Here is a 24,141-nt window from a genome sequence, read left to right as displayed (position 1 = left end):
GTGCAACCGGCCAAAGGCCGCGCAGTATACCGCAAAGCGCAAGGAAGGCAGCCCCTTTGACGACCATTAGTCAGCGGGGGCCGAGGTGCCCGTTTTGGCACGTCAAAGGAGGCACTCCGGGACGCGAATCAATCCACATACTGCGCGAAATAGCGGGCCATGTTTTCGCGGTTCTTAATGCTGTATTGATAACAGTTGCTACGCAGACCGCCCTGCTCCGGGTATCCGTAGGTTGCACATTCAAGCCCGAAAGCATTGTGATGCAGTTCGGCGTCTTCGTGCCTCATGCCAAAGGTGTGCCCCAACTCATGTGCGATGGTTTGGTAATTGGTCAGCGAAGCGATTGCACAACCACCAGGCGCCTGCGCAATACCCAGCACTTCATCGTTGATGCTCTGCTGCGTCACCAGCAGGTATCTCTGAATACGCTCCGAAGCACGGATGTGGCGGTCCTGATAACCAAGCGCAGCCGAAATCCACCGATTCAACGCATGGCGTGGATCGCCGCCCTGGTACTCAATGTCGGTGACCCCAGGGATCGAATGCTTGTACTCGATGACGAACGGACGCCGCGCAACTCGTTCAAGCTCGGTAATACAGTCTTTAAGGTAATTGCGCGGCACGATGCGTCGCGTACTTGCACTGACATCATCATGGTAATAAACATGGATACGTATGAATTCTGTCGCAGTTGTCATGGTTAAGTCCTTTTAATTAACCACCCCTCATCATGAGGGGCGGTGATGACTGGCTTGCAAGAAAACTCCGTCGCAAGCCCTGACCAAAATTACAACACACCCAAATTTTTTAAAGAGGAAAAAACGGCGCTGTGCGTGGCTTTAGCCAGGGCAGGCTGTAGGAAGTTTTGAGTGAACTTCTTGAACGCTCTCTGCCCTAACAGCGTCTTCCGACGCGCCCAGACGAAATCAGCCTCACCAAACACTCATTAGTCCGACTGACAAACCACCTTCGACTTGCTTTTCTAAATACGCAAAACAACACAATTAATTCTCAAGGATGAGAAAACATCATGAACAGAGTGACTGCCGCACTTACGATTACCCTTCTTATCAGTACCATGCCGGCTTCAATCCTGGCGAGCGAATACCAGAGTTGGAACGCAAAGCTTCCCATTGTCCTTACGCTTTTTCTGCATGACGAATTGAGCGATACGGATATCAGAAACCTGGACACAAACTACTTTTCCTGGTTCACCGAAGACCTCGAATCCATCACGGACAGGAAAGTGGAAATCGTTCCAATCCTGCGCACACCTGGCTACACGGATTTTGACTATCGTCTGGGCGATGCGGGCAAATCGCTCTATGAGTGGGACCAACGAGTGATTGACTACGTGATCGGTGAAAACAAGCCCCGCAGCAAGCGTCATAAGTATTTATTGATTACTCGGGATAATCTAACGCTCTTGACAGAAGGCATTGCCGGATCAGGCAAACGCTCCGCAATTGCCTCGTTAAGTGCCTATCGAACTATTGCTCACGAAGTCGGACATTTGCTGGGGGCTACTCATAGCGACGGCCAATTAATTGGCTTTCCGTTTGCGCTGACGTGCAACACCAACATGGTCGCGAGTGAAGTGTTCTTCATCAAAAACTGCTATCGCTACAGTGACAGAGCTAAACAATCGATTCGCAACTATCTCAAAGACACACCTTGAACGAGGCTGGACCATAGGGACTTCTCTCGGCCATTCCTTGATGCCCACTACTGCTTACAGGCTGCCATCGCTTGAGCTGGCGGCCGTTTCCAGCTTGCGCCACAGCAACCGTACATTGGCTTTACGCACGAGCGCGCAGCGATACAGCCGAATCTCCAGAGGCACATGCCATTGAGCGCCGCCACAAATCACCAGTTCACCGCGCTCAAGCTCGGCGGCAATGCTGAGGCGGGGCACCCACGCGATACCCAGTCCTTGCAACGCCATTCCCTTGAGGCTGTCAGCCATCGCTGTCTCGTAGACCGTGGTGAACCGCAGGTTACGCTGGCGCAGCAGCAGATTGACCGAGCGCCCCAGAAACGCACCCGCGCTGTAGGCCAGTAACGGCACGCTGGGTTCACCTTCCAGATCGAACAGCGGGGTGCCGTTAGCATCGGTCGAGCAAACAGGCAGCATTTCCGTGACGCCCAAATGCAGCGATGGAAAGATTTCTGCGTCCATTTGCAGCGCCGCGTCAGGGTCGTAGAACGCCAGCATCAGGTCGCAGCCACCTTCGCGAAGCGCATGTACGGCGTCGCCGACATTGGTGGCGACCAGACGCGTGGCGATGTTCAAGCCTTCGTTACGCAACTGGGCGATCCAGCGCGGGAAGAAGCTCAAGGCCAGCGAGTGCGCTGCGGCTATCTGCATGACCTCGCCCTGCCCGCTTTCCAGATGGTGCAGATGGCGTAGCACTTCGCCGAGTTGGTCGACCACTGTGCGCGCAGTGACCAGAAACAACTGGCCTGCCGCTGTCAGCTCGATGGGGGTGCGCGAGCGATTGACCAACTGCAGGCCCAGCGCAGCTTCCAGACTGCGGATTCGCCGACTGAACGCCGGTTGCGTCACGAATCGTCGCTCGGCCGCCTGGGAGAAACTGCGAGTCGCGGCCAGAGCGCTGAAGTCTTCCAGCCATTTGCTTTCCAGGTTCATCGTGCTCTCCAGAGCTGCCGGTCTTGCCGAGTTTGGCAACTGGCTTTGATTCGATTGGAAGACTAACCCCTGTGAAAGCGAATTCATTCGCGAGAGGGCTGTACATCAGATACACCTTGTTGGATGTATCGATGCCTCGCGAATCAACTCGCTCCACAGAAGGAATCGTGGGCGTCAGGCATCAGTGCCAATCCTTCACACGCTCTACACATACCCAACGTCACCTCAACATTATGCCGTTTGTGCATAGGCTAGCGCTTAACAGCATTGGTTCGCAATCACCCACAGGCCTAGTATTAAAGGCGTTCCGGCTCAGTCCGTGCCTCTTTTGAGAATTTCTCTATCATGTCCTCCGCTGCATCATTTCGCATCGAAAAAGACCTGCTTGGCGTCCTCGAAGTACCCGCAGAAGCCTATTACGGCATCCAGACTCTGCGCGCGGTGAATAACTTTCACCTCTCCGGTGTTCCGCTTTCACACTACCCGAAACTGGTTGTCGGCCTTGCCATGGTCAAACAAGCGGCCGCCGATGCGAATCACCAGCTGGGGCATTTGAGCAAAGAGAAGCATGCGGCCATCAGCGAAGCCTGCGCACGTCTGATTCGCGGTGACTTCCACGAGCAGTTCGTGGTCGACATGATTCAGGGTGGCGCCGGCACGTCCACCAACATGAACGCCAACGAAGTCATCGCCAATATCGCGCTCGAAGCGATGGGCCATGCCAAAGGCGAATACAAACACTTGCACCCGAACAACGATGTGAACATGGCGCAGTCGACCAACGACGCGTACCCGACGGCCATTCGCCTCGGTCTGCTGCTGGGTCACGACGCTCTGCTCGCCAGCCTCGACAGCCTGATTCAGGCCTTCGCGGCCAAAGGTCAGGAATTCAACCACGTGCTGAAGATGGGCCGCACCCAGCTGCAGGACGCGGTGCCGATGACGCTCGGTCAGGAATTCCGCGCCTTCGCCACGACCCTAACCGAAGACCTCAATCGTCTGCGCAGCCTGGCACCTGAGTTGCTGACCGAAGTGAACCTTGGCGGCACCGCCATCGGTACCGGCATCAATGCCGACCCTGGTTATCAGCACTTGGCGGTAGAGCGTCTGGCGATCATCAGCGGCCAGCCATTGGTTCCCGCAGCAGACCTGATCGAAGCCACCTCCGACATGGGCGCCTTCGTATTGCTTTCCGGCATGCTCAAGCGCACTGCGGTCAAGCTGTCGAAAATCTGCAACGACCTGCGGCTGCTGTCCAGCGGCCCACGTACCGGCATCAATGAAATCAACCTGCCAGCGCGTCAGCCGGGCAGCTCGATCATGCCGGGCAAGGTCAATCCGGTGATTCCGGAAGCGGTGAACATGTGCGCTTTCGAAATCATGGGCAATGACCTGGCCCTGACCGTGGCCGCCGAAGGCGGCCAGTTGCAACTGAACGTGATGGAGCCGCTGATTGCCTACAAGATCTTCGACTCGATCCGCCTGCTGCAGCGCGCCATGGACATGCTGCGCGAACACTGCATCGTCGGCATCACCGCCAACGAACAGCGCTGCCGCGAGCTGGTCGAGCACTCGATCGGTCTGGTAACCGCGCTGAACCCCTATATCGGTTACGAAAACGCCACCCGTATCGCTCGCGTCGCCCTGGAAACAGGCCGTGGCGTACTGGAACTGGTGCGCGAAGAAGGCCTGCTCGACGACGCGATGCTCGCCGACATCCTGCGCCCTGAGAACATGATTGCCCCACGATTGGTGCCACTGAAGGCCTGATGGGAGGCTGCCGCTTCAACTGCAACACGATCACCAGGCTGGGGGCCTAGACACCCCTCACCCTTTTGAGGGCCGGAAGTAGACACTTCCCAGGCCCTTTTTTTTGGCCGCAATCTTCGAATGACGGGCCAGTCACAGCACCTGCGCTTCCTACAAGCCGACGAAACGAGCTTAAAAGCAGAAACGGTTTACAGACTCCAATAACGCGCACCGGTATAGTGCGGACCCTCTAAAAAGCGAGGAAACATCAATGCTTGAAGTCATCAACGACTTCCTCTCGGGAAAACTGCTGATCGTGCTCATTGTCGGGCTCGGTGGATATTTCACGATTCGCTCGCGTTTCGTCCAATTACGCCACTTCTTCCACATGTTTGCGGTCTTCCGCGACAGTCTGCGCAGCAGCTCGGGACAGTTGAGTTCATTTCAGGCCTTGATGCTGAGCCTTGCCGGTCGTGTCGGCGCCGGGAACATCGCCGGCGTCGGCATCGCCGTGACCCTAGGTGGACCGGGTGCTGTGTTCTGGATGTGGGTCACCGCCCTGGTCGGCATGGCCAGCAGCTTCTTCGAATGCTCCCTCGGCCAGCTCTACAAGCGCTGCGATTCCGATGGCCAATATCGCGGCGGTCCTTCTTTCTATATTCAGCACGGGCTGGGCAAGCGCTGGCTGGGCATGGTCATGGCGGTTCTGCTGCTGGTGACCTTCGGCTTCGCCTTCAATGGCCTGCAATCCCATGCAGTCACGCACTCGCTCAACGACGCGTTTGGCGTATCGCCTCTTTGGGCAGGCCTGGCTCTGGCCGGGCTGCTGGGACTGGTATTCATTGGCGGAATCAAACGCATCGCGGCAGTGGCCGACCTGCTGGTTCCGGTCAAGACGCTGGTCTACATCGGCGTCACCCTGTATGTGATCGGCGTGCAGTTCGAACACGTCCCGCACATGCTGATGACCATCGTCAAAAGCGCATTCGGCATGGATGAGGTGTTCGGCGGCCTGATTGGCAGCGCGATCGTGATGGGCGTCAAACGTGGCGTTTTCGCCAACGAAGCCGGTCTGGGCAGCGCGCCCAACGTCGCAGCGGTCGCTGAGGTCCAGCATCCGGTTGCGCAAGGCGTGGTTCAGGCGTTCAGCGTCTTCCTCGACACCTTCGTTATCTGTACCTGTACCGCCCTGCTGATCCTGCTGTCGGGTTTCTACACCCCAGGCTTCGAAGGCGATGGCATCGCGCTGACGCAAAACTCGCTGGCGGCGGTAGTAGGCGACTGGGGCAAGCTGTTCATCAGCGTGGCACTGGCGTTGTTCGTCTTTACCTCGATTCTCTACAACTATTACTTGGGCGAGAACAGCCTGCGCTTCCTGTTGGGCGAGAGCCGCAAAGCACTGATCAGTTATCGGGCACTGGTGCTGGCGCTGATCCTGTGGGGGGCCGTGGAAGATCTGGGCACCGTATTTGCGTTCGCTGACATCACCATGACCCTGCTGGCGTTCGTCAACCTGATTGCCCTGGCGATGCTGTTCAACATCGGTTTGCGTATCTTGAGCGACTACGATGCTCAACGTAAGGCAGGCATCAAGACTCCGGTCTTCGATTCCAGCCAGTTCCCTGATCTGGACCTGGACTTGAACGCCTGGCCCAAACCCGGGAGCAACGCCGCCAACGCCAAGCCTGTGGCAGGCGACAAATCGATCAATGACGCGCCTTGACCCACTGACAGTCAGCCCAGGGAGACATCCATGAATCGCGACAATCAGGCACCGGCCATAAACGTGATGGTGCTCTACACCGGCGGCACCATCGGCATGCAGGCCAGCGAAAACGGTCTGGCGCCAGCCTCCGGTTTCGAAGCGCGGATGGCCGACCAACTGGCGGGTCAGCCTGCGTTGGCGGTGCCACAGTGGCAATTTCGCGAGATGGCTCCCCTGATCGACAGTGCCAACATGACGCCCGCCTACTGGCAACGCCTGCGTGAGGCAGTGATCGATGCGGTTGACGTTCAGGGCTGCGATGCCGTGTTGATCCTGCACGGCACCGACACCCTGGCGTACAGCGCGGCGGCGATGAGCTTCCAACTGCTGGGCCTGAGTGCACCCGTCGTATTCACGGGCTCCATGCTGCCAGCCGGCGTGGCCGACAGCGATGCCTGGGAAAACGTCAACGGCGCACTGCAAGCGCTGGGTAAAGGCCTGCCATCAGGCGTGCATTTGTACTTTCATGGCGCGCTGATACAGCCGACACGGTGCGCGAAAATCCGCAGCTTTGGCCGTAACCCGTTCGCCGCACTGAACCGCACTCGCGGCGGTGAGGCCGTCGATACGCTGCCTGCGGCGCTGGATTACCGCCAACCGAAACAACTGGTCAGCGTGGCCGTGATACCGCTGTTTCCCGGCATTGGCGCCGCGCAACTGAACGGTCTGATTGATAGCGGGATTCAGGGCCTGGTTCTGGAGTGTTTCGGCAGCGGTACCGGCCCCAGCGACGATCCAACGTTCCTCGACAGCCTGCAACGCGCCCAACAGCAAGGCATCTGTGTGATCGCGATCACCCAATGCCATGAAGGGGGCGTCGAACTGGATGTCTACGAGGCTGGCAGCCGCCTGCGCGGTCTGGGGGTGCTTTCCGGCGGCGGCATGACCCGCGAAGCGGCGTTCGGCAAACTGCATGCGCTGTTGGGCGCGGACTTGCCGTCTGGTGAAGTACGCCGCCTGGTAGAGCTGGATGTGTGTGGAGAGTTGCGTTAAAGCGCGGCCACCGCACCCTCATCGATCCCCCACCGCCCTGTGGGAGCAACCAGAAGTGACGACGGTCAGCGAATGCTGCGCTGCCTGACGCACCGCCTTCGTGAAAGCCTTAACGTGCGATTGCTCCCACGCACCGTCTGCATTCAGCAGGCTTTCTTCTCCGTCGCATCGCGCAGCATCGAATCCAGATTGCCCGAGATGTTCGCGCACAGTGCCTTCATCTGAATCTCATGCTCGGACGCCTTGAACGGACTCTGCAGGTCGGTGCCGATCTTCTCGATCGCCAGCAGCATGAACCCCACGACGGTCGACGCCAGCGGGGTAAACCAGCCCAGCGTTTCCACCAGTCCGATGGGCACGATGATGCAGAACAGGGTGATGAACAGCCGTGGAAAGGTCACATAGGGATAAGGCAATGGCGTGTTGGCGATGCGCTCCATACCGCCCTGGCAGTTCGAAATCTCCACCATCGTCGACTCAAGCCGTGCCAGGCGAATGCTGTCCAGGCGTCCCGCCTTGTATTCACTGGCAAGGATGGCGGCCGAACCGTTGAGGATGTCGTTGGGAAAGTTATTGCTGCGCTTGCGCCGGTCGTATTCCTCTCGCGCAATCATCGCCGTCACATCTTCACTGCAATCACTGCCTTTAAGGTGCGCCGACAGACATTCCACATAAGCCACATGGCGACGCAGCAATACGGCCTTGACCGGATTGAGTTCGCTTTCGTCGTCCATCAATGTCAGCACTTGCCGGGCAAAGCTGCGGGAATTGTTAACCAGCGCACCCCATAACGTGCGCGCTTCCCACCAGCGGTTATAGGCGCTGGTGTTACGAAAACTGGTGAGGACCACCAATGCTGAGCCGAGCAACGTCAGCGGCAGCGACGGCAAGGTGATCTTGCGCTCCAGATACAGCATGAAGTCGACCGTGACAATGACATCCCAGATCAACAGCCAGAACAGCGACCAACCGATATAGGTAAAGGTCCTGATCATGGCGCGGTACTTCTTGACAATCGTTTCCTGCAAAGGCCACCCCATTCTGTCATTCAGCGGCCAGGCAACGAGCCTGGCTCTCTACAGGCATTCGAATGCGGATCACCCGCATGGTTCGCGACTGAAACATTTCAGCGACAAATCGCAGGCTTGGTCGGTTGCCAGAGATTTCATGGAACGAACCCGCTGAACGCGTGCTCAACACCTATCTGGAAGCATCAGCCACACGTCACGAGGAGAATGTTAATGAGCTCGTCTGCCAACTCTACCGAACGACCTGCTGCCGCAAGCACTGTCAAAGAGCACGGGGATCGCGACCAACTGACCATCAATACCATCCGCACTTTGGCCATGGATGCCGTGCAGAAGGCTAACTCCGGCCATCCCGGTACGCCAATGGCCCTGGCGCCAGTAGGCTACACCGTCTGGAAAGATTTCCTGCGCTACCACCCGGAACACCCTGACTGGCCAAGCCGCGACCGTTTTGTGCTGTCTGTCGGACACGCCTCGATGCTGCTTTATTCGCTGCTACATCTGGCAGGCGTCATCGAAATCGACGAGCACGGTAAACCTTCGGGCAAGCCAGCCGTCAGCCTTGATGACATCAAGCAGTTCCGGCAGATGGATTCCAAGACACCCGGCCACCCTGAATACCGCATGACCACTGGGGTTGAGACCACCACAGGTCCCCTTGGCCAGGGTTGCGCCAACAGCGTCGGCATGGCGATGGCCGAACGCTGGTTGGGCGAGCGCTTCAACAAGCCGGGCACCACGCTGTTCGATTACAACGTTTACGTGCTCTGCGGCGACGGCGACATGATGGAAGGCGTAACGGCCGAAGCGGCCTCGCTTGCCGGCCATCTCAAGCTGTCCAACCTGTGCTGGATCTACGACAACAACACCATCAGCATCGAGGGCCATACCGACCTTGCCTACAGTGACGATGCGCAGAAGCGTTTCGAAGGTTATGGCTGGAAAACCCTGCATGTGAAGGACGCCAACGATGCAGCAGCGCTGGCCAAGGCGATTCAGACCTTCCAGCAAACCAACGACGCACCGACCCTGATCGTGGTCGATAGTGTGATCGGCTATGGCTCGCCGAATAAACACAATACTGCGTCGGCCCATGGCGAACCGCTGGGCGAAGACGAAATCAAGCTGACCAAAAAAGCTTACGGCTGGGACGAGAACAGCAGTTTCCTGGTGCCTGACGAAGCTCGTCATTACCTGCGCGACGCGCTACTGGAGCGTAATGGCGCTGACTATAAGGCGTGGCAGGAGACCTTCGCCCGCTTTGAGCAGGAACAGCCAGCACTTGCCGATGAACTCCAGCGCATGCGCGCCGGAGAAATGCCAGAGGGATGGCGCAACACCGCGATCAGTTTTGATGCAGACGCCAAGGGTATTGCCACACGGGCTTCGGGCGGCAAAGTGCTCAACGGTTTCGCTCAGCAGATCCCGTGGCTCATCGGCGGATCGGCGGACCTGTCCCCGTCCACCAAAACCAACCTGACATTCGACGGTGCAGGTAGCTTCGAAGCTGGAAGCTACAGCGGCCGGAATCTGCATTTCGGTATTCGCGAACACGCCATGGGTTCGATTGCCAATGGTCTGGCGCTGTCCTACATCCGGCCGTACACCTCGACGTTCCTGGTGTTCAGCGACTACATGAAACCGCCGATCCGCCTGGCGTCAATCATGGAGTTGCCGGTGATCTTTGTCTTCACCCACGACTCGATCGGCGTGGGCGAGGACGGTCCGACGCACCAGCCTATCGAGCACCTGACTCAGATGCGTGCCACGCCCGGTCTGGTAACTCTGCGCCCAGGCGATGCCAACGAAACCGCCGAGGCCTGGAAAGTTGCTCTGGCGCAGACTAATCGGCCAAGCTGCCTGGTGCTGTCCCGCCAGCCGATGCCGACGCTGGACCGCTCGAAATATGCCAGTGCTGAAAATGTCGCCAAAGGTGCATATGTCCTGGCTGACGCGGTAGAAGGCAAAGTCGATGTGATCCTGATTGCCACCGGCAGCGAAGTCGGTATGACCGTCGAGGCCTTCGAGAAGCTCAAGGCCGAAGGGATTGCTGCGCGCGTCGTCTCGATGCCAAGTTGGGAGCTTTTCGAAGACCAGGACAAGGCCTATCGCGACAGCGTGCTGCCGCCGGACGTCAAGGGACGGTTGGTGGTGGAACAGGCAGGGCCTGTGGGCTGGGATCGCTACGTCGGCCAGAGCGGCGAAAAGATCGTTATGAACACCTTCGGTGCATCGGCGCCTCTCGAGAAGTTGCAGGCCAAGTACGGCTTTACCGCTGACAACATCGTGAAGGTCGCAAAGGCCCAGGCCGGGAAGTAATTCCTGGCTTCTGCCAGCATTAGGGGGCTAATTCGTTAGCCCCCTCGCCCCAATGACCTGCTCACGCTTTCACCGACATGTTCATGAGCCGTGTGGACGTGGAGTGCGCTGCCAAAAAGGGCCGGAATGACTGGCGCCTTTCGCTGGCTGCGGTTCAGCAACCGTGGGCAAGTGCGCCTCTAAAAGGTTTGGATCGGCTGTACCTGATTAGCACCCGCTCAACACCACCGGACGCCGCTCACCCTTGAAGAAGAATGGACGAATGCGTACACCCACCGCATTACCGGCAAACGCTGCCACCAACCACAACCAGCCATGCAGGCTGCCCGAAGCGATGCCGCTGAAGTACGCGCCGATGTTGCAGCCATAGGCCAAACGCGAGCCATAGCCCAACAGCAGGCCACCCAGTACAGCGGCGACCAGTGAACGCAGCGGAATCTTCAGCGTTGGCGAGAACCGTCCTGCAAGGCCCGCAGCCACTGCCGCACCCAGCATGATGCCGATGTCCATGACCGTAGTGATGTCTTCCCACACAGGCGCCGCCAGCGCCTTGGCATTTGCGGGCATCTGCCAGAACACCCAACTGCCAACATCTACCCCTAGCCCGCTCGCGACTTTTGCGCCCCACAACGCGAATGCCGAGGTGATGCCCCAAGGGCGACCAGCCAGCGCCAGCGTCGCGTAGTTGAGCAACGCCAAAGCGATTGCGCCCCACACCAGCGGCCATGGACCGCGCAGCAAACGCCGCAGGCCAACGTGCTCGCTGGTCACTGCGGCCTCCAATTCGCCATAACGACGTTTCTCCAGCCTGATGGTGACCAGCGCGATCACGCCAAACAGGGCCAGGCTAATGATCAGCGCAGGTATGACACCGAAGGTCTTGACGATGGAAGTGGCCGGGAACGATGGCAGTGAAAACCACCAGTGCGCGTGGTGGGTAGCGATCACCGAACCCACGACGAAGAACAGCAAGGTCACCAGCATCCGCGCGTTGCCGCCGCCGACGGTAAACAGGGTGCCCGATGCGCAGCCACCGCCCATCTGCATGCCAATGCCGAAAATGAACGCGCCGAACACCACGGAAACGCCCGCAGGTGCTACCAGACCGGTGACCGGGTTGCCCAATAACGTACCTGCGCCCAGCGCCGGGAAGAACAGCACGACCGCGATAGCCAGCATCACCATCTGTGCCCGCAGACCCGCGCCGCGACGTTCATTGATGAATACCCGCCAGGCAGACGTAAACCCGAATGCTGCGTGGTAGAGGGTAAGCCCCAGCGCTGCGCCGACGATGAGCAACAGGACTTGCCTGCCGCCGACAGCGGATTGAAGGAACAGACCGCCGACAACCAGCAGAATGAAGGCGATAAGAGGCGCGCCGAACTTGCGTTCAGGCGCCGCAGCAAGGGGGAGGCTCATGGGACGTTTCTCGGGAAAGGATGTGCAATGGGCGCAAGTATACCGCTGCCATGCCATGTGCTAACCCCAAAATACAGCGTCTGCTGTGGGTGAGCTTGCTCATGATTGCGATGCGTCATTCCACTCGGCCAGGCCTGACCGGACACATTTGCCAGCAACCCACTGCGCAAGACTCGTTCGGTATCAATCTTTCCAAATACCCCGCAAGCGCTGCAGCGCAGACGCGATATCAGCCTCCGGAACTGCCGCAAATCCCAACACCAGACCCGCCCGGTTATCCACAGGCGTTGCGGAATCCGGCAGCCAGTAGTCACTCAGTGGAGCAATTTCTACGCCCACGCTCTCAGCTTTTGCAACCAGCTCAGATTCCCTTTGCAGGCTATCTACTGCAACTGACACATGCAGCCCGGCCAGCGGCTTGGGCATTGCACTGCACCCGCGGATATCCTCGGGCCAGCCTGCGAGCAGCGCATCCCTTCGGCTCAAGGCCGCACGCCTCATGCGACGGATATGCCGCTGGAAATGCCCCGCCGCAATGAACTCTGCCATCACTGCCTGCGTGCCGATTTCCGAATGGCGCATGTCCAGTGCGCGACGCTGACTGAACGGCTTGACCAAGTTGCGCGGCAGCACCAGATACCCCAGGCGCAGCGCTGGGAACGCAACCTTGCCGAAAGTGCCGACATAGAGCACACGCCCGCTTCGATCCAGGGCGGCCAAGGGCGCAAGTGGTGCGCCGCTGTAGCGATATTCGCCATCGTAATCGTCCTCGACGATCCAACCCCCTGTCCGCTCGGCCCAAGCCAGCAACTCCAGCCGCCGCGCAAGGCTCATGGTGACGCCCAAAGGGTACTGATGGGACGGCGTGACATAGGCCAATGTGCAGCGACTTTCGTCGTCAGGACAGCGCATGCCGTCGATATCCACCGACATGCCGCGCAACGTCGCGCCCGCGACGGCAAAGGCGTGACCGGCTGCGCGATATCCGGGATTTTCGAACGCTACCGCATCACCCTCGTTCAGCAGCAGCTGTGCACAAAGGGTAATCGCCTGCTGCGCACCACTGGTGATCACAATTTGTTCAGCGTCACACTTCAGGTCACGAGATGTTCGCAGATACATCGCGATCAACTCCCGCAACCGCCATTCCCCTGCCGGATCCCCATACCCAAGCTGATGCAAACCCGGCTTACGCCAGAAAGCCGCGTGCAGCTTGCCCCACACGTCAAACGGGAACAGATCGAACGCCGGAAGCCCTATACGAAAAGCACGCGGCAAGCCGGTCTTATGAGCGCTCAGATGATGCTTTTCGAGACGCATCAGCGAAGTGCTGTGGATAACTTTACAGGATGAATTGCCAGCTTCATTTGACACAACTGTGGACAAACCTGTTGATAAGCCTGGTGATAACCCTGTGGATACCTTTGTGGATAGTTTTTTGGCAGCGCCGGCATGCTCGGTCAATTGGGCGACGTAAGTACCGTCACCTCTCCGTGCTTCAGTAAAGCCTTCTGCATACAGCTGGTCATAAGCGCGCAGGACGCTGTTGCGGGAAATCGACAGCGACGCCGCCAGATCACGGCTTGCGGGCAGGCGCGTGCCACCGCCCAGCCGGCCATCGAGGATCCTCTGGCGCAGCGTCTGGTAAAGCTGTCGACTCAGCCCTTGCTGGCGATCCAGCTCAATCCCGGCGAAATCAAAGGTCAACGATGGCGTAGAGACTGACATGGATTGGCCCTATGAAATTGACCGTTAGTGGCTCTTACAACAGACCAATAGGCTGCCTAGGATTGGGCCACTCGCCAAGGAAAATCTTATGCACACGCCCCGCGATTTCAGAGAGGACAGTCTCGACTGCCTGCACCGGCAGATCCAGGGCACGCGCCTGGCGACCCTGGTCACTTATGACGACACCGGCCTGCAGGCGAGCCATGTGCCGCTGCTGCTCGACCCCGGCCAAGGGCCCAACGGCACACTGTCCGGTCACTTGGCCAAAGCCAACCCGCAGTGGAAGGCCTTGGCCTCTTGCGAAGCGCTGGTGATCTTTCAAGGTCCCGATGCGTACGTCAGTCCGTCGTTTTATGCCGCCAAAGCCGAACACGGCAAAGTGGTACCCACCTGGAATTACCTGGCGGTTCACGCCTATGGCCGTGCCGAGGTGTTCACAGACCCCGCCCGGCTGCTGCAGATCGTCAGCACGCTGACGCAAAAACACGAAGCCTCGCGGGCCGAGCCTTGGGCCGTAAGCGATGCCCCTGCCGATTACATCGAAAAGATGCTCAACGGCATCGTCGGTTTTGCCATCCCCATAGACAGGCTGGAAGGCACGCGCAAGCTCAATCAGAACCGCAGCGCCGAAGACATCGCTGGGGTGAGCACAGGGCTGGCTGCCAGCCAGAATCAAACCGACCAGCAAATCGCTGGCTTGATGAGCCGAGGAGAAACCCGTGTCTGACCTACAGATCCGCCCCGTCACCGCTGACGATCACGAGGCCTGGTTGCCGCTGTGGAACGCCTATCTGGCCTTTTACAAGACCGAGCTGACCGATGCCGTGACACAAAGCACTTGGCAGCGCTTTCTCGATAGCAACGAGCCCACCAACGCGGCGCTTGCCTGGCAGAACGGCAAGGCGGTCGGCATGGTGCATTTCATCTACCACCGTTCCAACTGGAGCATCAACTGGTCGTGCTACCTGCAAGACCTGTTGGTCTCGGTCGAGCAACGTGGCACCGGTGTAGGGCGCAAGCTGATCGAATATGTCTACGCCACCGCCAAAAAGGATGGCGCTGACAAGGTGCACTGGCTGACCCACGAATCCAATGCAACGGCTATTCAGCTGTACGAACGCATTGCCGAGCGCCCCGGCCTTATCCAGTTTCGTAAACCACTTTGAGGGAGCACAGAGCATGTCGAATCTTGAACACTGGCAATCGGCAAAGCAGCCCGACACGCGCACCCTGCACGGACGCTTCATTCGCCTGGAAAAACTCGATACAACGCGCCACGCCGACGGCTTGTGGACTGCACTGCAAGGTCCTGATTGCGACCCAAAGTTGTGGGATTATTTGCTCATCGGTCCATTTTACGAGCGCAGCGCCTTCGATGATTATCTAGCAGGCCTGCAAGCCTCGACCGACCCCTGGTTCTACACGGTGGTCGATCAGCAGACAGGTGTTATCCACGGATTTATCAGCCTGATGTCGATCATGCCAAGCGCAGGCCGTATCGAAATCGGCCATGTGACCTTCGGCGCGTCCATGCAGCGCACGCCCAAGAGCACCGAGGCGGTTTACTTGTTAGCCAAGGAGTCGTTCGCGCTGGGTAATCGCCGTCTGGAGTGGAAATGCAACGCCGACAATGCGCGCTCCGTCAGCGCCGCAGAACGGTTCGGATTCACTTTCGAAGGCACTTTCCGTCAGCACATGGTGGTCAAAGGCAAGAATCGTAATACTGCGTGGTTCTCGATTCTGGACAGCGAATGGGCCGCATTGGAGCAGGCGTTTCAGGCGTGGCTGGCTGTGGACAACTTCAAGGATGGGCGGCAGATCCAGACACTAGGGCAGTTGCGCAGGGCTTGAATTGCAACGCGAGCCCTGAACTAAACACCCATTCTGTGAGAGTGAGGTTGCGCACGAATGCGCTGGTCAGTCTCAATATGCGCCCGCTGACGCGACCCCTTCGCGAGCAGCGCGCTCCCCAAGGGGTCTGTTTACGTGAGTCGCGTGGGGTTTCTTAAACAGCTGGCGTTGTGCTCGCGCGAGCCAATAACCACATTCAGGACAAAAAAAGAGGAGCCACGAGAGCTCCCCCAGAGGTAACCATTGCGCCTTGCGCGACTATCCTCGCGAAGGCTGTTTATTTCTTGAGGGCCTAATCAGCCCTCGATCTCGACCAGAATTTCTCCCGGGTTCACGCGATCACCTTTGGCAACGTGGATCGCCACGACCTTGCCGGCAACGGCGGCCTGAACCTCGGTTTCCATCTTCATCGCTTCGGTGATCAGCACCGCCTGACCGGCCTTGACTGTATCGCCCTCCTTGACCAGCACATCGACGATATTGCCTGGCATGGTGGTGCTGACGTGCCCCGGCTTGCTGGCTTGAGCGCGCTTGCCGATACCGCCACCAACAAACTCATTGAGCGGCTCGAACACCACTTCTTCCGGCATGCCGTCGATGGAAAGGTAGAAGTGACGCTTGCCTTCGGCTTTCACACCAACGCCGGTGATGTCGACGCGGTAGCTTTCGCCGTGAACGTCGATGACGAACTCGGTCGGAACGCCCTCGCCGCCCGCCTTCGCCACAGCACCTGGCTCAGGAATCGGCAGCAGAGGTTCTGGCGTCAACGTGCCTGCCGCGCGCTCTTCAAGAAACTTGCGGCCAATGTCCGGGAACATGGCGTAAGTCAGCACGTCCTCTTCAGAATCGGCCAGCGCCCCGATCTCGCCGCGCAGTTTGATCATTTCCGGCTTGAGCAGGTCGGCCGGACGTCCTTCGATCACTTCTTCATTACCGATCGCCTGACGACGCAGTTTCTCGTCCACTTGCCCCGGCGCTTTGCCGTAACCGCCCGTGAGGTACAGCTTCACCTCGTTGGTGATGGTCTTGTAACGCTCGCCCGCCAGCACGTTGAAGAACGCCTGCGTGCCGACAATCTGCGAGGTGGGCGTGACCAACGGTGGGTAGCCCAGATCCTTGCGCACGCGCGGAATCTCGGCCAGTACTTCGGCCATTCGGTTCAAGGCGCCCTGCTCTTTGAGCTGGTTAGCCAGGTTGGAAATCATGCCACCCGGCACCTGGTTGACTTGCACGCGGGTGTCGACTGCGGTGAATTCGCTTTCGAACTGGTGATACTTCTTACGCACGGCGTAGAAATACAGGCCGATCTCCTGAAGCAGTTCCAGATCCAGACCAGTGTCAAATTCGCTGCCTTTGAGTGCCGCGACCATCGATTCGGTGCCCGGATGACTGGTGCCCCAAGCAAAGCTGGAAATAGCGGTGTCGATGTGATCTGCGCCGTTTTCTATGGCCTTCAACTGGCACATTGCGGCCAGCCCCGCCGTGTCATGGGAATGGATGAACACCGGCAGCGACTGCTCGGCTTTAAGCGCTTTGACCAGTTCGCCGGTGGCGTACGGCGTCAGCAGGCCGGCCATGTCTTTGATGGCCACTGAATCGCACCCCATGGATTCCATCTGCCTGGCCTGAGCGACGAAGGCTTCGATGGTGTGCACCGGGCTCGTTGTGTAGGCAATGGTGCCCTGGGCGTGCTTGCCCGCCGCCTTTACTGCTTCGATGGCCACGCGCAGGTTACGCACGTCGTTCATGGCATCGAAAATACGGAACACGTCGATGCCGTTGCCGGCGGCCTTTTCGACGAAAGCTTTGACCACATCGTCGCTGTAGTGGCGATACCCCAACAGGTTCTGGCCACGCAGCAACATCTGCAGACGGGTGTTGGGCAGCGCCTCGCGCAGTTGCCGCAGGCGCTCCCACGGGTCCTCTTTGAGGAAGCGCACGCAGGCGTCGAACGTCGCGCCACCCCAGACTTCCAGCGACCAGTAGCCGACGTTGTCGAGTTTCGCGCAGATCGGCAGCATGTCTTCGGTGCGCATGCGGGTCGCCAGTAACGATTGATGAGCGTCGCGCAGGATGGTGTCGGTAACAAAGATCTTCTTGGACATTCTTATCTCCTCATAGCGACAAGCCGCACGCTGCAAGCGGTAAGTAAAAGCAGGTTCGCTTTTGCTTGAAACTTGCGGCTTGAAGCTCGCAGCTGCATGTTCATAGGCCTGCGTGGGCGGCAATGGCGGCGGCGATGGCCAGGGCCAGCTCTTCGGGTTTGCGCTTGATCGAGTAATGGGTCAGCTCGGGGTGGCTTTCCACGAAGCTGGTGTTGAACTGGCCGCTGCGAAACTCAGGATTGCGCAGGATCTCCTGGTAATACGCCGCCGTGGTCTTCACGCCCTGCAGACGCATGTCGTCCAGCGCGCGCAGGCCTCGGTCCATCGCTTCTTCCCAGGTCAGCGCCCAGACGATCAGCTTCAGGCACATCGAGTCGTAGAATGGCGGAATGGTGTAGCCGGTGTAGATCGCCGTGTCGGTCCGCACGCCGGGCCCGCCGGGCGCGTAGTAGCGGGTGATCTTGCCGAAACTGGGCAGAAAATTGTTTTTCGGATCTTCAGCATTGATACGGAACTGCAACGCGAAACCGCGGTGAATGATGTCTTCCTGTTTGACCGAGAGCGGCAGGCCCGAAGCGATACGAATCTGCTCGCGAACGATGTCGATGCCGGTGATCTCCTCGGTGATGGTGTGCTCCACCTGCACGCGAGTGTTCATCTCCATGAAGTACACCTCGCCCTCGGCAAGCAGAAACTCCACGGTGCCCGCGTTCTCATAACCCACAGCTTTAGCCGCACGCACCGACAGGTCGCCGATGTAGGCGCGCTGCTCGGGGGTCAATTGAGGACTTGGGGCAATCTCAATGAGTTTCTGGTTGCGCCGCTGGATCGAGCAGTCACGCTCGAACAGATGCACCACGCTGCCAAAGCTGTCGCCGAGGATCTGCGCTTCGATGTGCTTGGGGTTGACGATGCATTTTTCGAGGAAGACTTCCGCTTTGCCGAATGCTTTGGTGGCTTCGGAAATGACCCGGGGAAATGCTTGCTCAAGCTCCTCACGGCTGTTACAGCGACGAATGCCACGCCCGCCGCCGCCAGAGGTCGCTTTGAGCATCACGGGGTAACCGATGCGATCGCCCTCGGTCAGCGCTTCGGCGATATCAGCGACGTTGCCTTCGGTACCCGGCGTGACCGGCACCCCCGCTTTGATCATGCTTCGGCGCGCTTCGGTTTTATCGCCCATGCGGCGGATGACTTCGGCAGAGGGGCCGATGAACTTGATCCCGCGTTCGGCACAAATCTCTGCCAGTTCGGCGTTTTCAGAAAGAAAGCCGTAGCCAGGATGCAACGCATCGCAGCCGGTTTCCACTGCCAGATTCACCAGTTTGCGAGGGTTGAGGTAACCCTCCAGCGGCTCGGAACCAATGCCATAGGCCTCATCAGCACGCTTTACATGCAGCGCGTGCCGGTCCGCGTCGGAATAGATCGCTACCGAACGGATGCCCATCTCGGCGCAAGCGCGCACGATCCGGACAGCAATTTCCCCACGGTTGGCGATCAGGATTTTTTTTATCACTTGGTATTTCCTCGACCGATGTGCAGACGGACCGGAACCCCGATCAGTACGGCGCGACACTCTGTTACAGCTTGTTGCCTCGCAGATGGAGCACCCTATGACGGATCAGCAATTAACAAAAATGATTAAAAGTTAGGTTAAACATAAGTGAAAACTTATAGTCATCGTTCTGTCATTTGCCTGAGTACATAACGAATGCGTAAGTCATTGATGCGCATGACATTACGTCAACTGCGCATTTTCAACGAAGTGTGCGACCTGCGCTCCTACAGCCGTGCAGCTGAGGAAATGTCGCTCACGCAGCCAGCCGTGAGCCTGCAGATCCGCCAGCTGGAAGAGCTGATTGGTCAGCCGCTTTTCGAGTACGTCGGCAAGAAGCTGTACCTGACCGAGGCCGCAGAGGCGCTGCAACTGGCCAGTCGAGATATTTTTGGCCGCCTGGAAAATCTCGACATGCAGCTCTCGGACATGCAGGGTTCCCTGCAAGGTCAGTTGAAGCTGGCGATCGAATCCAGTGCCAAATACTTCGTTCCGCACCTGTTCGCGGCATTCAAGCGCCAATACCCTGAGGTGATGCTCAGCCTGACGGTCGTCAATCGCGCGCAGGTGATCAGGCGACTCTCGGACAACCGGGATGATCTGGTGGTGATGTCGATGGTGCCGCAGGACATGGGGTTGGAATTTCTGCCATTCCTGAATAATCCCATCGTTGCCGTGGTGCGACCGGATCATCCCCTGGCGACGCTGCCCAACCCTTCACTCAAAGACCTTGAAGGCCACACATTGGTTGTCCGCGAGCCGGGTTCGGGAACACGCAAGGCCTGTGAAGAGTATTTCAAGGAGAAGCGCATCCACTTCGAGCACTCGCTGGAAGTGTCGTCCGCTGAAGCGCAACGCGAATGCGTGGTGGCAGGCCTTGGCGTGGCCCTATTGACCCGGCATGCGCTTAGCCTGGAACTGGCCACCGGCATGCTGAAGGAGCTGCCAGTGGCCGAGTTGCCGCTGTATCGAAGCTGGTGCGTCGTACAGGCGCGGGACAAGCGTCTGTCGCCGGTGGCTCACGCATTCCTTGCATTCATTCGCACCGAGCGCGCACAGATCACTGAGACGGTCGCACGCTTCGATGGGCGCCTTCCGACGCTCTAGCGTTTTGCCAGAAGTTGGCGGAGGCGGCGTCTAGGTAATCGCAGAGCTCCTGATTCAGACGCCGCTCTTCCGAGTACGTCTCGATCGCTCGCCTGAATGTCATACGGCGTTGATCTTCCTGCTGCCGGCGGGTTTTGGCGCTGAAGGTGCTGTGCTGCTGCGAGTCATCGTAGTGCCGAGGCATATCCTGTCTCCCAATGCGTGTGCGGGAGTACAGCGTGGCGGGAAGCGGTGACGATCAGGTGTCGCAAGCGTTACAAGTTGGTGAAGGTTGCGAGTGCGGATTCATTACGGCCTGTGGGAGCGAGCAAACCATCCTACAGGTGCGGCGTGCAGCCTTGATGGCAGCGGGCCTCAATCCTCAGCCGACTTGATCGACTTCGGCGAGAGTCGCAGGCTGCGCAAGCTGCGTTTCACGCTCTTGAGGTGATTGACCAGGCTTGGGCCGCGCGCCATTGCCACACCCATTGCCAAGACATCGATGACCACCAGATGCGCGATTCGCGAAGTCAGCGGCGTGTAAATTTCTGTGTCTTCGTGCACATCGATCGCCAGATTGACCGTCGACAGCTCGGCCAAAGGCGTCTGGCTTGGGCACAAGGTGATCAGGTTGGCGCCGCTTTCACGCACCAGGTTGGCGGTGATCAGCAGATCTTTCGAACGCCCGGACTGTGAAATGCACACCGCAACGTCAGTGGGCTTGAGCGTCACGGCCGACATCGCCTGCATGTGCGGGTCGGAATATGAGGCCGCCGTCAGCAGCAGGCGGAAAAACTTGTGCTGCGCATCCGCCGCGACAGCGCCCGAGGCACCGAAACCATAGAACTCCACGCGATGAGCCGCAGCCATCACCGTCACCGCGGCTTGCAACGCGTGAGGGTCGAGCTTTTCCCGCACTTCCATCAGCGTATGCAGCGTTGTGTCGAAGATCTTCAGGCTGTAATCCGAGACCGAGTCGTCCTCGTGAATTGCAAACTGCCCAAAGCTCGCGCCAGCGGCAAGGCTCTGCGCCAGCTTGAGCTTGAGGTCCTGAAAACCGGTGCAACCGATGGCGCGGCAGAAGCGCACGATGGTTGGCTCGCTAATACCGACGTTATGGGCGAGATCGGCCATTGAGCTGTGCATCACGGCCGCAGGATCGAGCAGCACATGGTCGGCTACCTTGAGCTCCGACTTACGCAAGAGATGGCGAGACTGGGCGATGTGCTGCAACAGATTCAAAGGACAGGACTCAATAGAAGGATGGGTCGGGCTGTAGCTTTCTTGTAGTTATACTACATGACCTGCAAACCGCACAGCTAAACGAGTTCGAAGAGCGCAACCGAAGAGCCTTGAAGCACAGGTCGTGATGAAGTGTAGGGCTTTTTACGCAGTACTCCAGGCAATCCCTCCAGATCGCGCAGGACACCACCCATCAAAAAGCCTCACAGATCGACCAATCAAGCCGACGCCGAGGGCATTTCTTGAATCAACGGCCTCTTTGCCTCAGGACAGCCCGTAACAAGGAGGATGTCCTCTCCTTGCATGCTCAGACGCGCCATATTCACGACCGACCAGCGTTAGAGTTTGCCCACCATCCCCTGGCACCCTAGAATGCGCCGATGCGCGATGATCTCTCCCTTCTGCTTAATTCCCTCAACGATGCCCAACGTCAGGCGGTTGCCGCCTCCGTGGGTCGTCAATTGGTTCTGGCCGGCGCGGGTTCCGGTAAAACTCGTGTGCTCGTGCACCGTATCGCCTGGTTGATCCAGGTCGAGAACGCTTCACCGCACTCGATTCTTTCGGTGACGTTTACCAACAAGGCCGCCGCCGAGATGCGCCATCGCATCGAACAGCTGATGGGTATCAACCCGGCAGGCATGTGGGTTGGCACCTTCCACGGTCTGGCGCACCGCCTGCTGCGGGCGCATTGGCAGGAGGCCGGGCTCAGTCAGAGTTTCCAAATTCTGGACAGCGATGATCAGCAGCGGCTGGTCAAGCGGGTGATCCGCGAGATGGGTCTGGATGAACAAAAATGGCCAGCGCGTCAGGCGCAATGGTTCATCAACGGGCAGAAGGACGAAGGGCTTCGGCCCAAGCATATCCAGGCCGCAGGCGACCTGTTCCTGAGCACCATGAAGTCGATTTACGAGGCTTACGAGGCCGCGTGCCAGCGAGCCAGCGTGATCGATTTCTCCGAGTTGCTGCTGCGCGCGCTGGACCTGTGGCGCGACAATCCCGGCCTGCTTGAGCACTATCAGCGCCGCTTCCGCCATGTGCTGGTGGATGAGTTTCAGGACACCAACGCCGTGCAGTACGCCTGGTTGCGCCTTCTGGCCAAGGGGGGCGACAGCCTGATGGTGGTCGGCGACGACGATCAGTCGATTTACGGCTGGCGTGGCGCGAAGATCGAGAATATTCATCAGTATTCCGATGATTTTCCTGACACCGTGACCATCCGCCTGGAGCAGAACTACCGCTCCACGGCGAGCATCCTCAAAGCGGCCAACGGCCTTATCGTCAACAACAGCGGTCGTCTGGGCAAAGAGTTGTGGACCGATGTCGGCGACGGTGAACTGATAAGCCTGTACGCCGCCTTCAATGAACACGACGAAGCGCGCTACGTGGTCGAGACCATTGAGAGCGCGATCAAGACCGGCATGTCGCGCAGCGATATCGCCATTCTCTATCGCTCCAACGCCCAGTCGCGGGTGTTGGAAGAGGCCCTGCTGCGCGAACGCATTCCGTATCGCATCTACGGCGGTCAGCGCTTCTTCGAACGCGCAGAAATCAAGAACGCCATGGCCTACCTGCGCGTGCTGGAAGGTCGCGGCAATGACTCGGCACTGGAGCGCGTGATCAACGTGCCACCCCGTGGCATTGGCGAGAAAACCGTCGAAGCGATTCGCGAACATGCGCGGCACGCCGATGTTTCTATGTGGGAATCCATGCGTCTGTTGGTGGCCAACAAAGGCGTGACCGGTCGCGCTGCCAGTGCCCTGGGCGGCTTCATCGAGCTGATCGAAAACCTCTCGGCCAAAGTCATGGAGATGCCACTGCATCTGATGACCCAGACCGTCATTGAGCAATCCGGGCTGATCACCTACCACAAGGAAGAAAAAGGCGAGAAAGGCCAGGCCCGGGTAGAAAACCTTGAGGAGCTGGTCAGTGCAGCTCGCGCTTTCGAAAACAGCGAAGAAGAGGAAGACCTGACGCCACTGGCGGCTTTCCTCGGTCATGCCTCACTGGAAGCAGGCGATACACAGGCCGACGAACACGAAGACAGCATCCAGCTGATGACGCTGCACAGCGCCAAGGGTCTGGAGTTCCCGTACGTGTTCCTGGTCGGCATGGAAGAAGGCCTGTTCCCGCACAAGATGAGCCTGGAAGAACCGGGTCGTCTGGAGGAGGAACGTCGATTGGCCTATGTGGGCATCACTCGTGCGATGCAGCATCTGGTGCTGACTTACGCCGAAACCCGACGCCTGTACGGCAGTGAGACCTACAACAAGGTGTCGCGCTTCGTACGTGAAGTCCCGCCGAACCTGATCCAGGAGGTGCGGCTGTCGAACAGTGTCACCCGGCCTTTCGGTGGCTCCAAGACCATGGCCCCTAGCCGCTTGTTCGACGGCGAAAGCATCCCGCAAAGCCAGTTCTCGCTGGGCCAGCGGGTGCAGCACGCTGTCTTTGGTGAAGGCGTTATCCTCAATTTCGAAGGTTCAGGCGCGCAGGCTCGCGTTCAGGTGAATTTTGCCGAAGGCAGCAAGTGGCTGATGCTGGGGTATGCGAAGCTGGAGCCGGTTTAATAACCGGCGACGATGAGAACGCCTGTAGGAGCGAATTCATTCGCGCCCGCAAGAGTTCTGCATGGGTGCAGGTATCGGTGGCCCGAT

Annotated in this window: 19 protein-coding genes; 10 read left to right on the top strand and 9 right to left on the bottom strand. The window is 58.7% G+C overall.

The window, feature by feature from the left end; genetic code table 11:
* Positions 1–128 precede the first annotated feature (128 nt).
* On the bottom strand, positions 129–698 hold the full coding sequence (locus EC915_RS14170) for a reprolysin-like metallopeptidase (RefSeq protein WP_133751169.1): 570 nt from the start codon (positions 696–698) through the stop codon (positions 129–131).
* A gap of 332 nt (positions 699–1,030) precedes the next feature.
* Between EC915_RS14170 and EC915_RS14165 the strand changes: the two genes are divergently transcribed.
* A complete protein-coding gene (locus tag EC915_RS14165; protein ID WP_133751168.1) occupies positions 1,031–1,678 on the top strand; it encodes a hypothetical protein in 648 nt (215 codons plus the stop codon).
* Between the two features lie 54 nt (positions 1,679–1,732).
* Here the strand turns inward: EC915_RS14165 and EC915_RS14160 are convergent, their stop codons facing one another.
* A complete protein-coding gene (locus tag EC915_RS14160; RefSeq protein ID WP_133751167.1) occupies positions 1,733–2,650 on the bottom strand; it encodes a LysR substrate-binding domain-containing protein in 918 nt (305 codons plus the stop codon).
* Positions 2,651–2,995: 345 nt separating this feature from the next.
* Here EC915_RS14160 and EC915_RS14155 point away from each other — a divergent pair, with 345 nt between their 5' ends.
* The 3 genes from EC915_RS14155 to EC915_RS14145 all read left to right on the top strand — a co-directional run bounded on the left by EC915_RS14155 (position 2,996) and on the right by EC915_RS14145 (position 7,157).
* Positions 2,996–4,420 carry an aspartate ammonia-lyase gene (locus EC915_RS14155; protein WP_133751166.1) on the top strand — a complete coding sequence of 475 codons (1,425 nt, stop codon included), beginning with the start codon at positions 2,996–2,998 and terminating at the stop codon, positions 4,418–4,420.
* Positions 4,421–4,670: 250 nt separating this feature from the next.
* Complete coding sequence (locus EC915_RS14150) at positions 4,671–6,122, top strand: sodium:alanine symporter family protein (protein ID WP_166650993.1); 1,452 nt, start codon at positions 4,671–4,673, stop codon at positions 6,120–6,122.
* Between the two features lie 30 nt (positions 6,123–6,152).
* A complete protein-coding gene (locus tag EC915_RS14145) occupies positions 6,153–7,157 on the top strand; it encodes an asparaginase (protein ID WP_133751165.1) in 1,005 nt (334 codons plus the stop codon).
* 143 nt (positions 7,158–7,300) lie between these two features.
* Here the strand turns inward: EC915_RS14145 and EC915_RS14140 are convergent, their stop codons facing one another.
* Complete coding sequence (locus tag EC915_RS14140) at positions 7,301–8,197, bottom strand: bestrophin family protein (RefSeq protein ID WP_166650992.1); 897 nt, start codon at positions 8,195–8,197, stop codon at positions 7,301–7,303.
* Positions 8,198–8,392: 195 nt separating this feature from the next.
* On the opposite strand from EC915_RS14140, the gene tkt reads away from it, so the two are divergent.
* Positions 8,393–10,504 carry a transketolase gene (gene tkt / locus EC915_RS14135; RefSeq protein WP_133751163.1) on the top strand — a complete coding sequence of 704 codons (2,112 nt, stop codon included), beginning with the start codon at positions 8,393–8,395 and terminating at the stop codon, positions 10,502–10,504.
* 207 nt (positions 10,505–10,711) lie between these two features.
* Here tkt and EC915_RS14130 read toward each other — a convergent pair whose 3' ends face one another.
* Positions 10,712–11,923: a YeeE/YedE family protein gene (locus EC915_RS14130; protein ID WP_133751162.1), complete on the bottom strand. Its 1,212-nt coding sequence runs from the start codon at positions 11,921–11,923 to the stop codon at positions 10,712–10,714.
* Positions 11,924–12,106: 183 nt separating this feature from the next.
* Positions 12,107–13,651 carry a PLP-dependent aminotransferase family protein gene (locus EC915_RS14125; protein WP_133751161.1) on the bottom strand — a complete coding sequence of 515 codons (1,545 nt, stop codon included), beginning with the start codon at positions 13,649–13,651 and terminating at the stop codon, positions 12,107–12,109.
* An 88-nt stretch (positions 13,652–13,739) separates the two neighbouring features.
* On the opposite strand from EC915_RS14125, the gene EC915_RS14120 reads away from it, so the two are divergent.
* Genes EC915_RS14120 through EC915_RS14110 form a run of 3 tightly spaced genes read left to right on the top strand, consistent with a single transcriptional unit; the run spans position 13,740 to position 15,502 of the window.
* Positions 13,740–14,378: an FMN-binding negative transcriptional regulator gene (locus EC915_RS14120; protein ID WP_133751160.1), complete on the top strand. Its 639-nt coding sequence runs from the start codon at positions 13,740–13,742 to the stop codon at positions 14,376–14,378.
* Entirely contained in the window at positions 14,371–14,817 is a 447-nt protein-coding gene (locus tag EC915_RS14115) for a GNAT family N-acetyltransferase (RefSeq protein ID WP_133751159.1), read from the top strand. Before EC915_RS14120 ends, EC915_RS14115 begins: the two co-directional genes overlap by 8 nt.
* A 13-nt stretch (positions 14,818–14,830) precedes the next feature.
* Positions 14,831–15,502 (top strand): GNAT family N-acetyltransferase, encoded by a 672-nt coding sequence (locus tag EC915_RS14110; protein WP_133751158.1) that lies wholly within the window; start codon positions 14,831–14,833, stop codon positions 15,500–15,502.
* Between the two features lie 296 nt (positions 15,503–15,798).
* Here EC915_RS14110 and oadA read toward each other — a convergent pair whose 3' ends face one another.
* Together oadA and EC915_RS14100 are read right to left on the bottom strand one after the other, a co-directional pair.
* Positions 15,799–17,607, bottom strand: a complete 1,809-nt coding sequence (gene oadA / locus EC915_RS14105; RefSeq protein WP_133751157.1) for a sodium-extruding oxaloacetate decarboxylase subunit alpha — start codon at positions 17,605–17,607, stop codon at positions 15,799–15,801.
* Positions 17,608–17,707: 100 nt separating this feature from the next.
* Positions 17,708–19,123 (bottom strand): acetyl-CoA carboxylase biotin carboxylase subunit, encoded by a 1,416-nt coding sequence (locus EC915_RS14100; protein WP_133751156.1) that lies wholly within the window; start codon positions 19,121–19,123, stop codon positions 17,708–17,710.
* 195 nt (positions 19,124–19,318) lie between these two features.
* Here EC915_RS14100 and EC915_RS14095 point away from each other — a divergent pair, with 195 nt between their 5' ends.
* Positions 19,319–20,269 (top strand): LysR family transcriptional regulator, encoded by a 951-nt coding sequence (locus EC915_RS14095; protein ID WP_133751155.1) that lies wholly within the window; start codon positions 19,319–19,321, stop codon positions 20,267–20,269.
* Here EC915_RS14095 and EC915_RS14090 read toward each other — a convergent pair.
* Both EC915_RS14090 and hexR read right to left on the bottom strand, forming a co-directional pair.
* The gene (locus EC915_RS14090; protein WP_133751154.1) at positions 20,223–20,453 is read right to left on the bottom strand and encodes a PA3496 family putative envelope integrity protein; all 231 of its coding nucleotides are present in this window, start codon (positions 20,451–20,453) and stop codon (positions 20,223–20,225) included. The two genes, EC915_RS14095 and EC915_RS14090, sit on opposite strands and share 47 nt — an antisense overlap.
* 170 nt (positions 20,454–20,623) lie before the next feature.
* A complete protein-coding gene (gene hexR, locus EC915_RS14085) occupies positions 20,624–21,490 on the bottom strand; it encodes a transcriptional regulator HexR (RefSeq protein ID WP_133751153.1) in 867 nt (288 codons plus the stop codon).
* Positions 21,491–21,870: 380 nt separating this feature from the next.
* On the opposite strand from hexR, the gene uvrD reads away from it, so the two are divergent.
* Positions 21,871–24,054: a DNA helicase II gene (gene uvrD / locus EC915_RS14080; RefSeq protein ID WP_133751152.1), complete on the top strand. Its 2,184-nt coding sequence runs from the start codon at positions 21,871–21,873 to the stop codon at positions 24,052–24,054.
* Positions 24,055–24,141 lie beyond the last annotated feature (87 nt).

The sequence above is a fragment of the Pseudomonas sp. LP_7_YM genome (assembly GCF_004364435.1).
Lineage (GTDB): Bacteria > Pseudomonadota > Gammaproteobacteria > Pseudomonadales > Pseudomonadaceae > Aquipseudomonas.
This window is presented reverse-complemented; position numbering and strand designations above follow the sequence as displayed.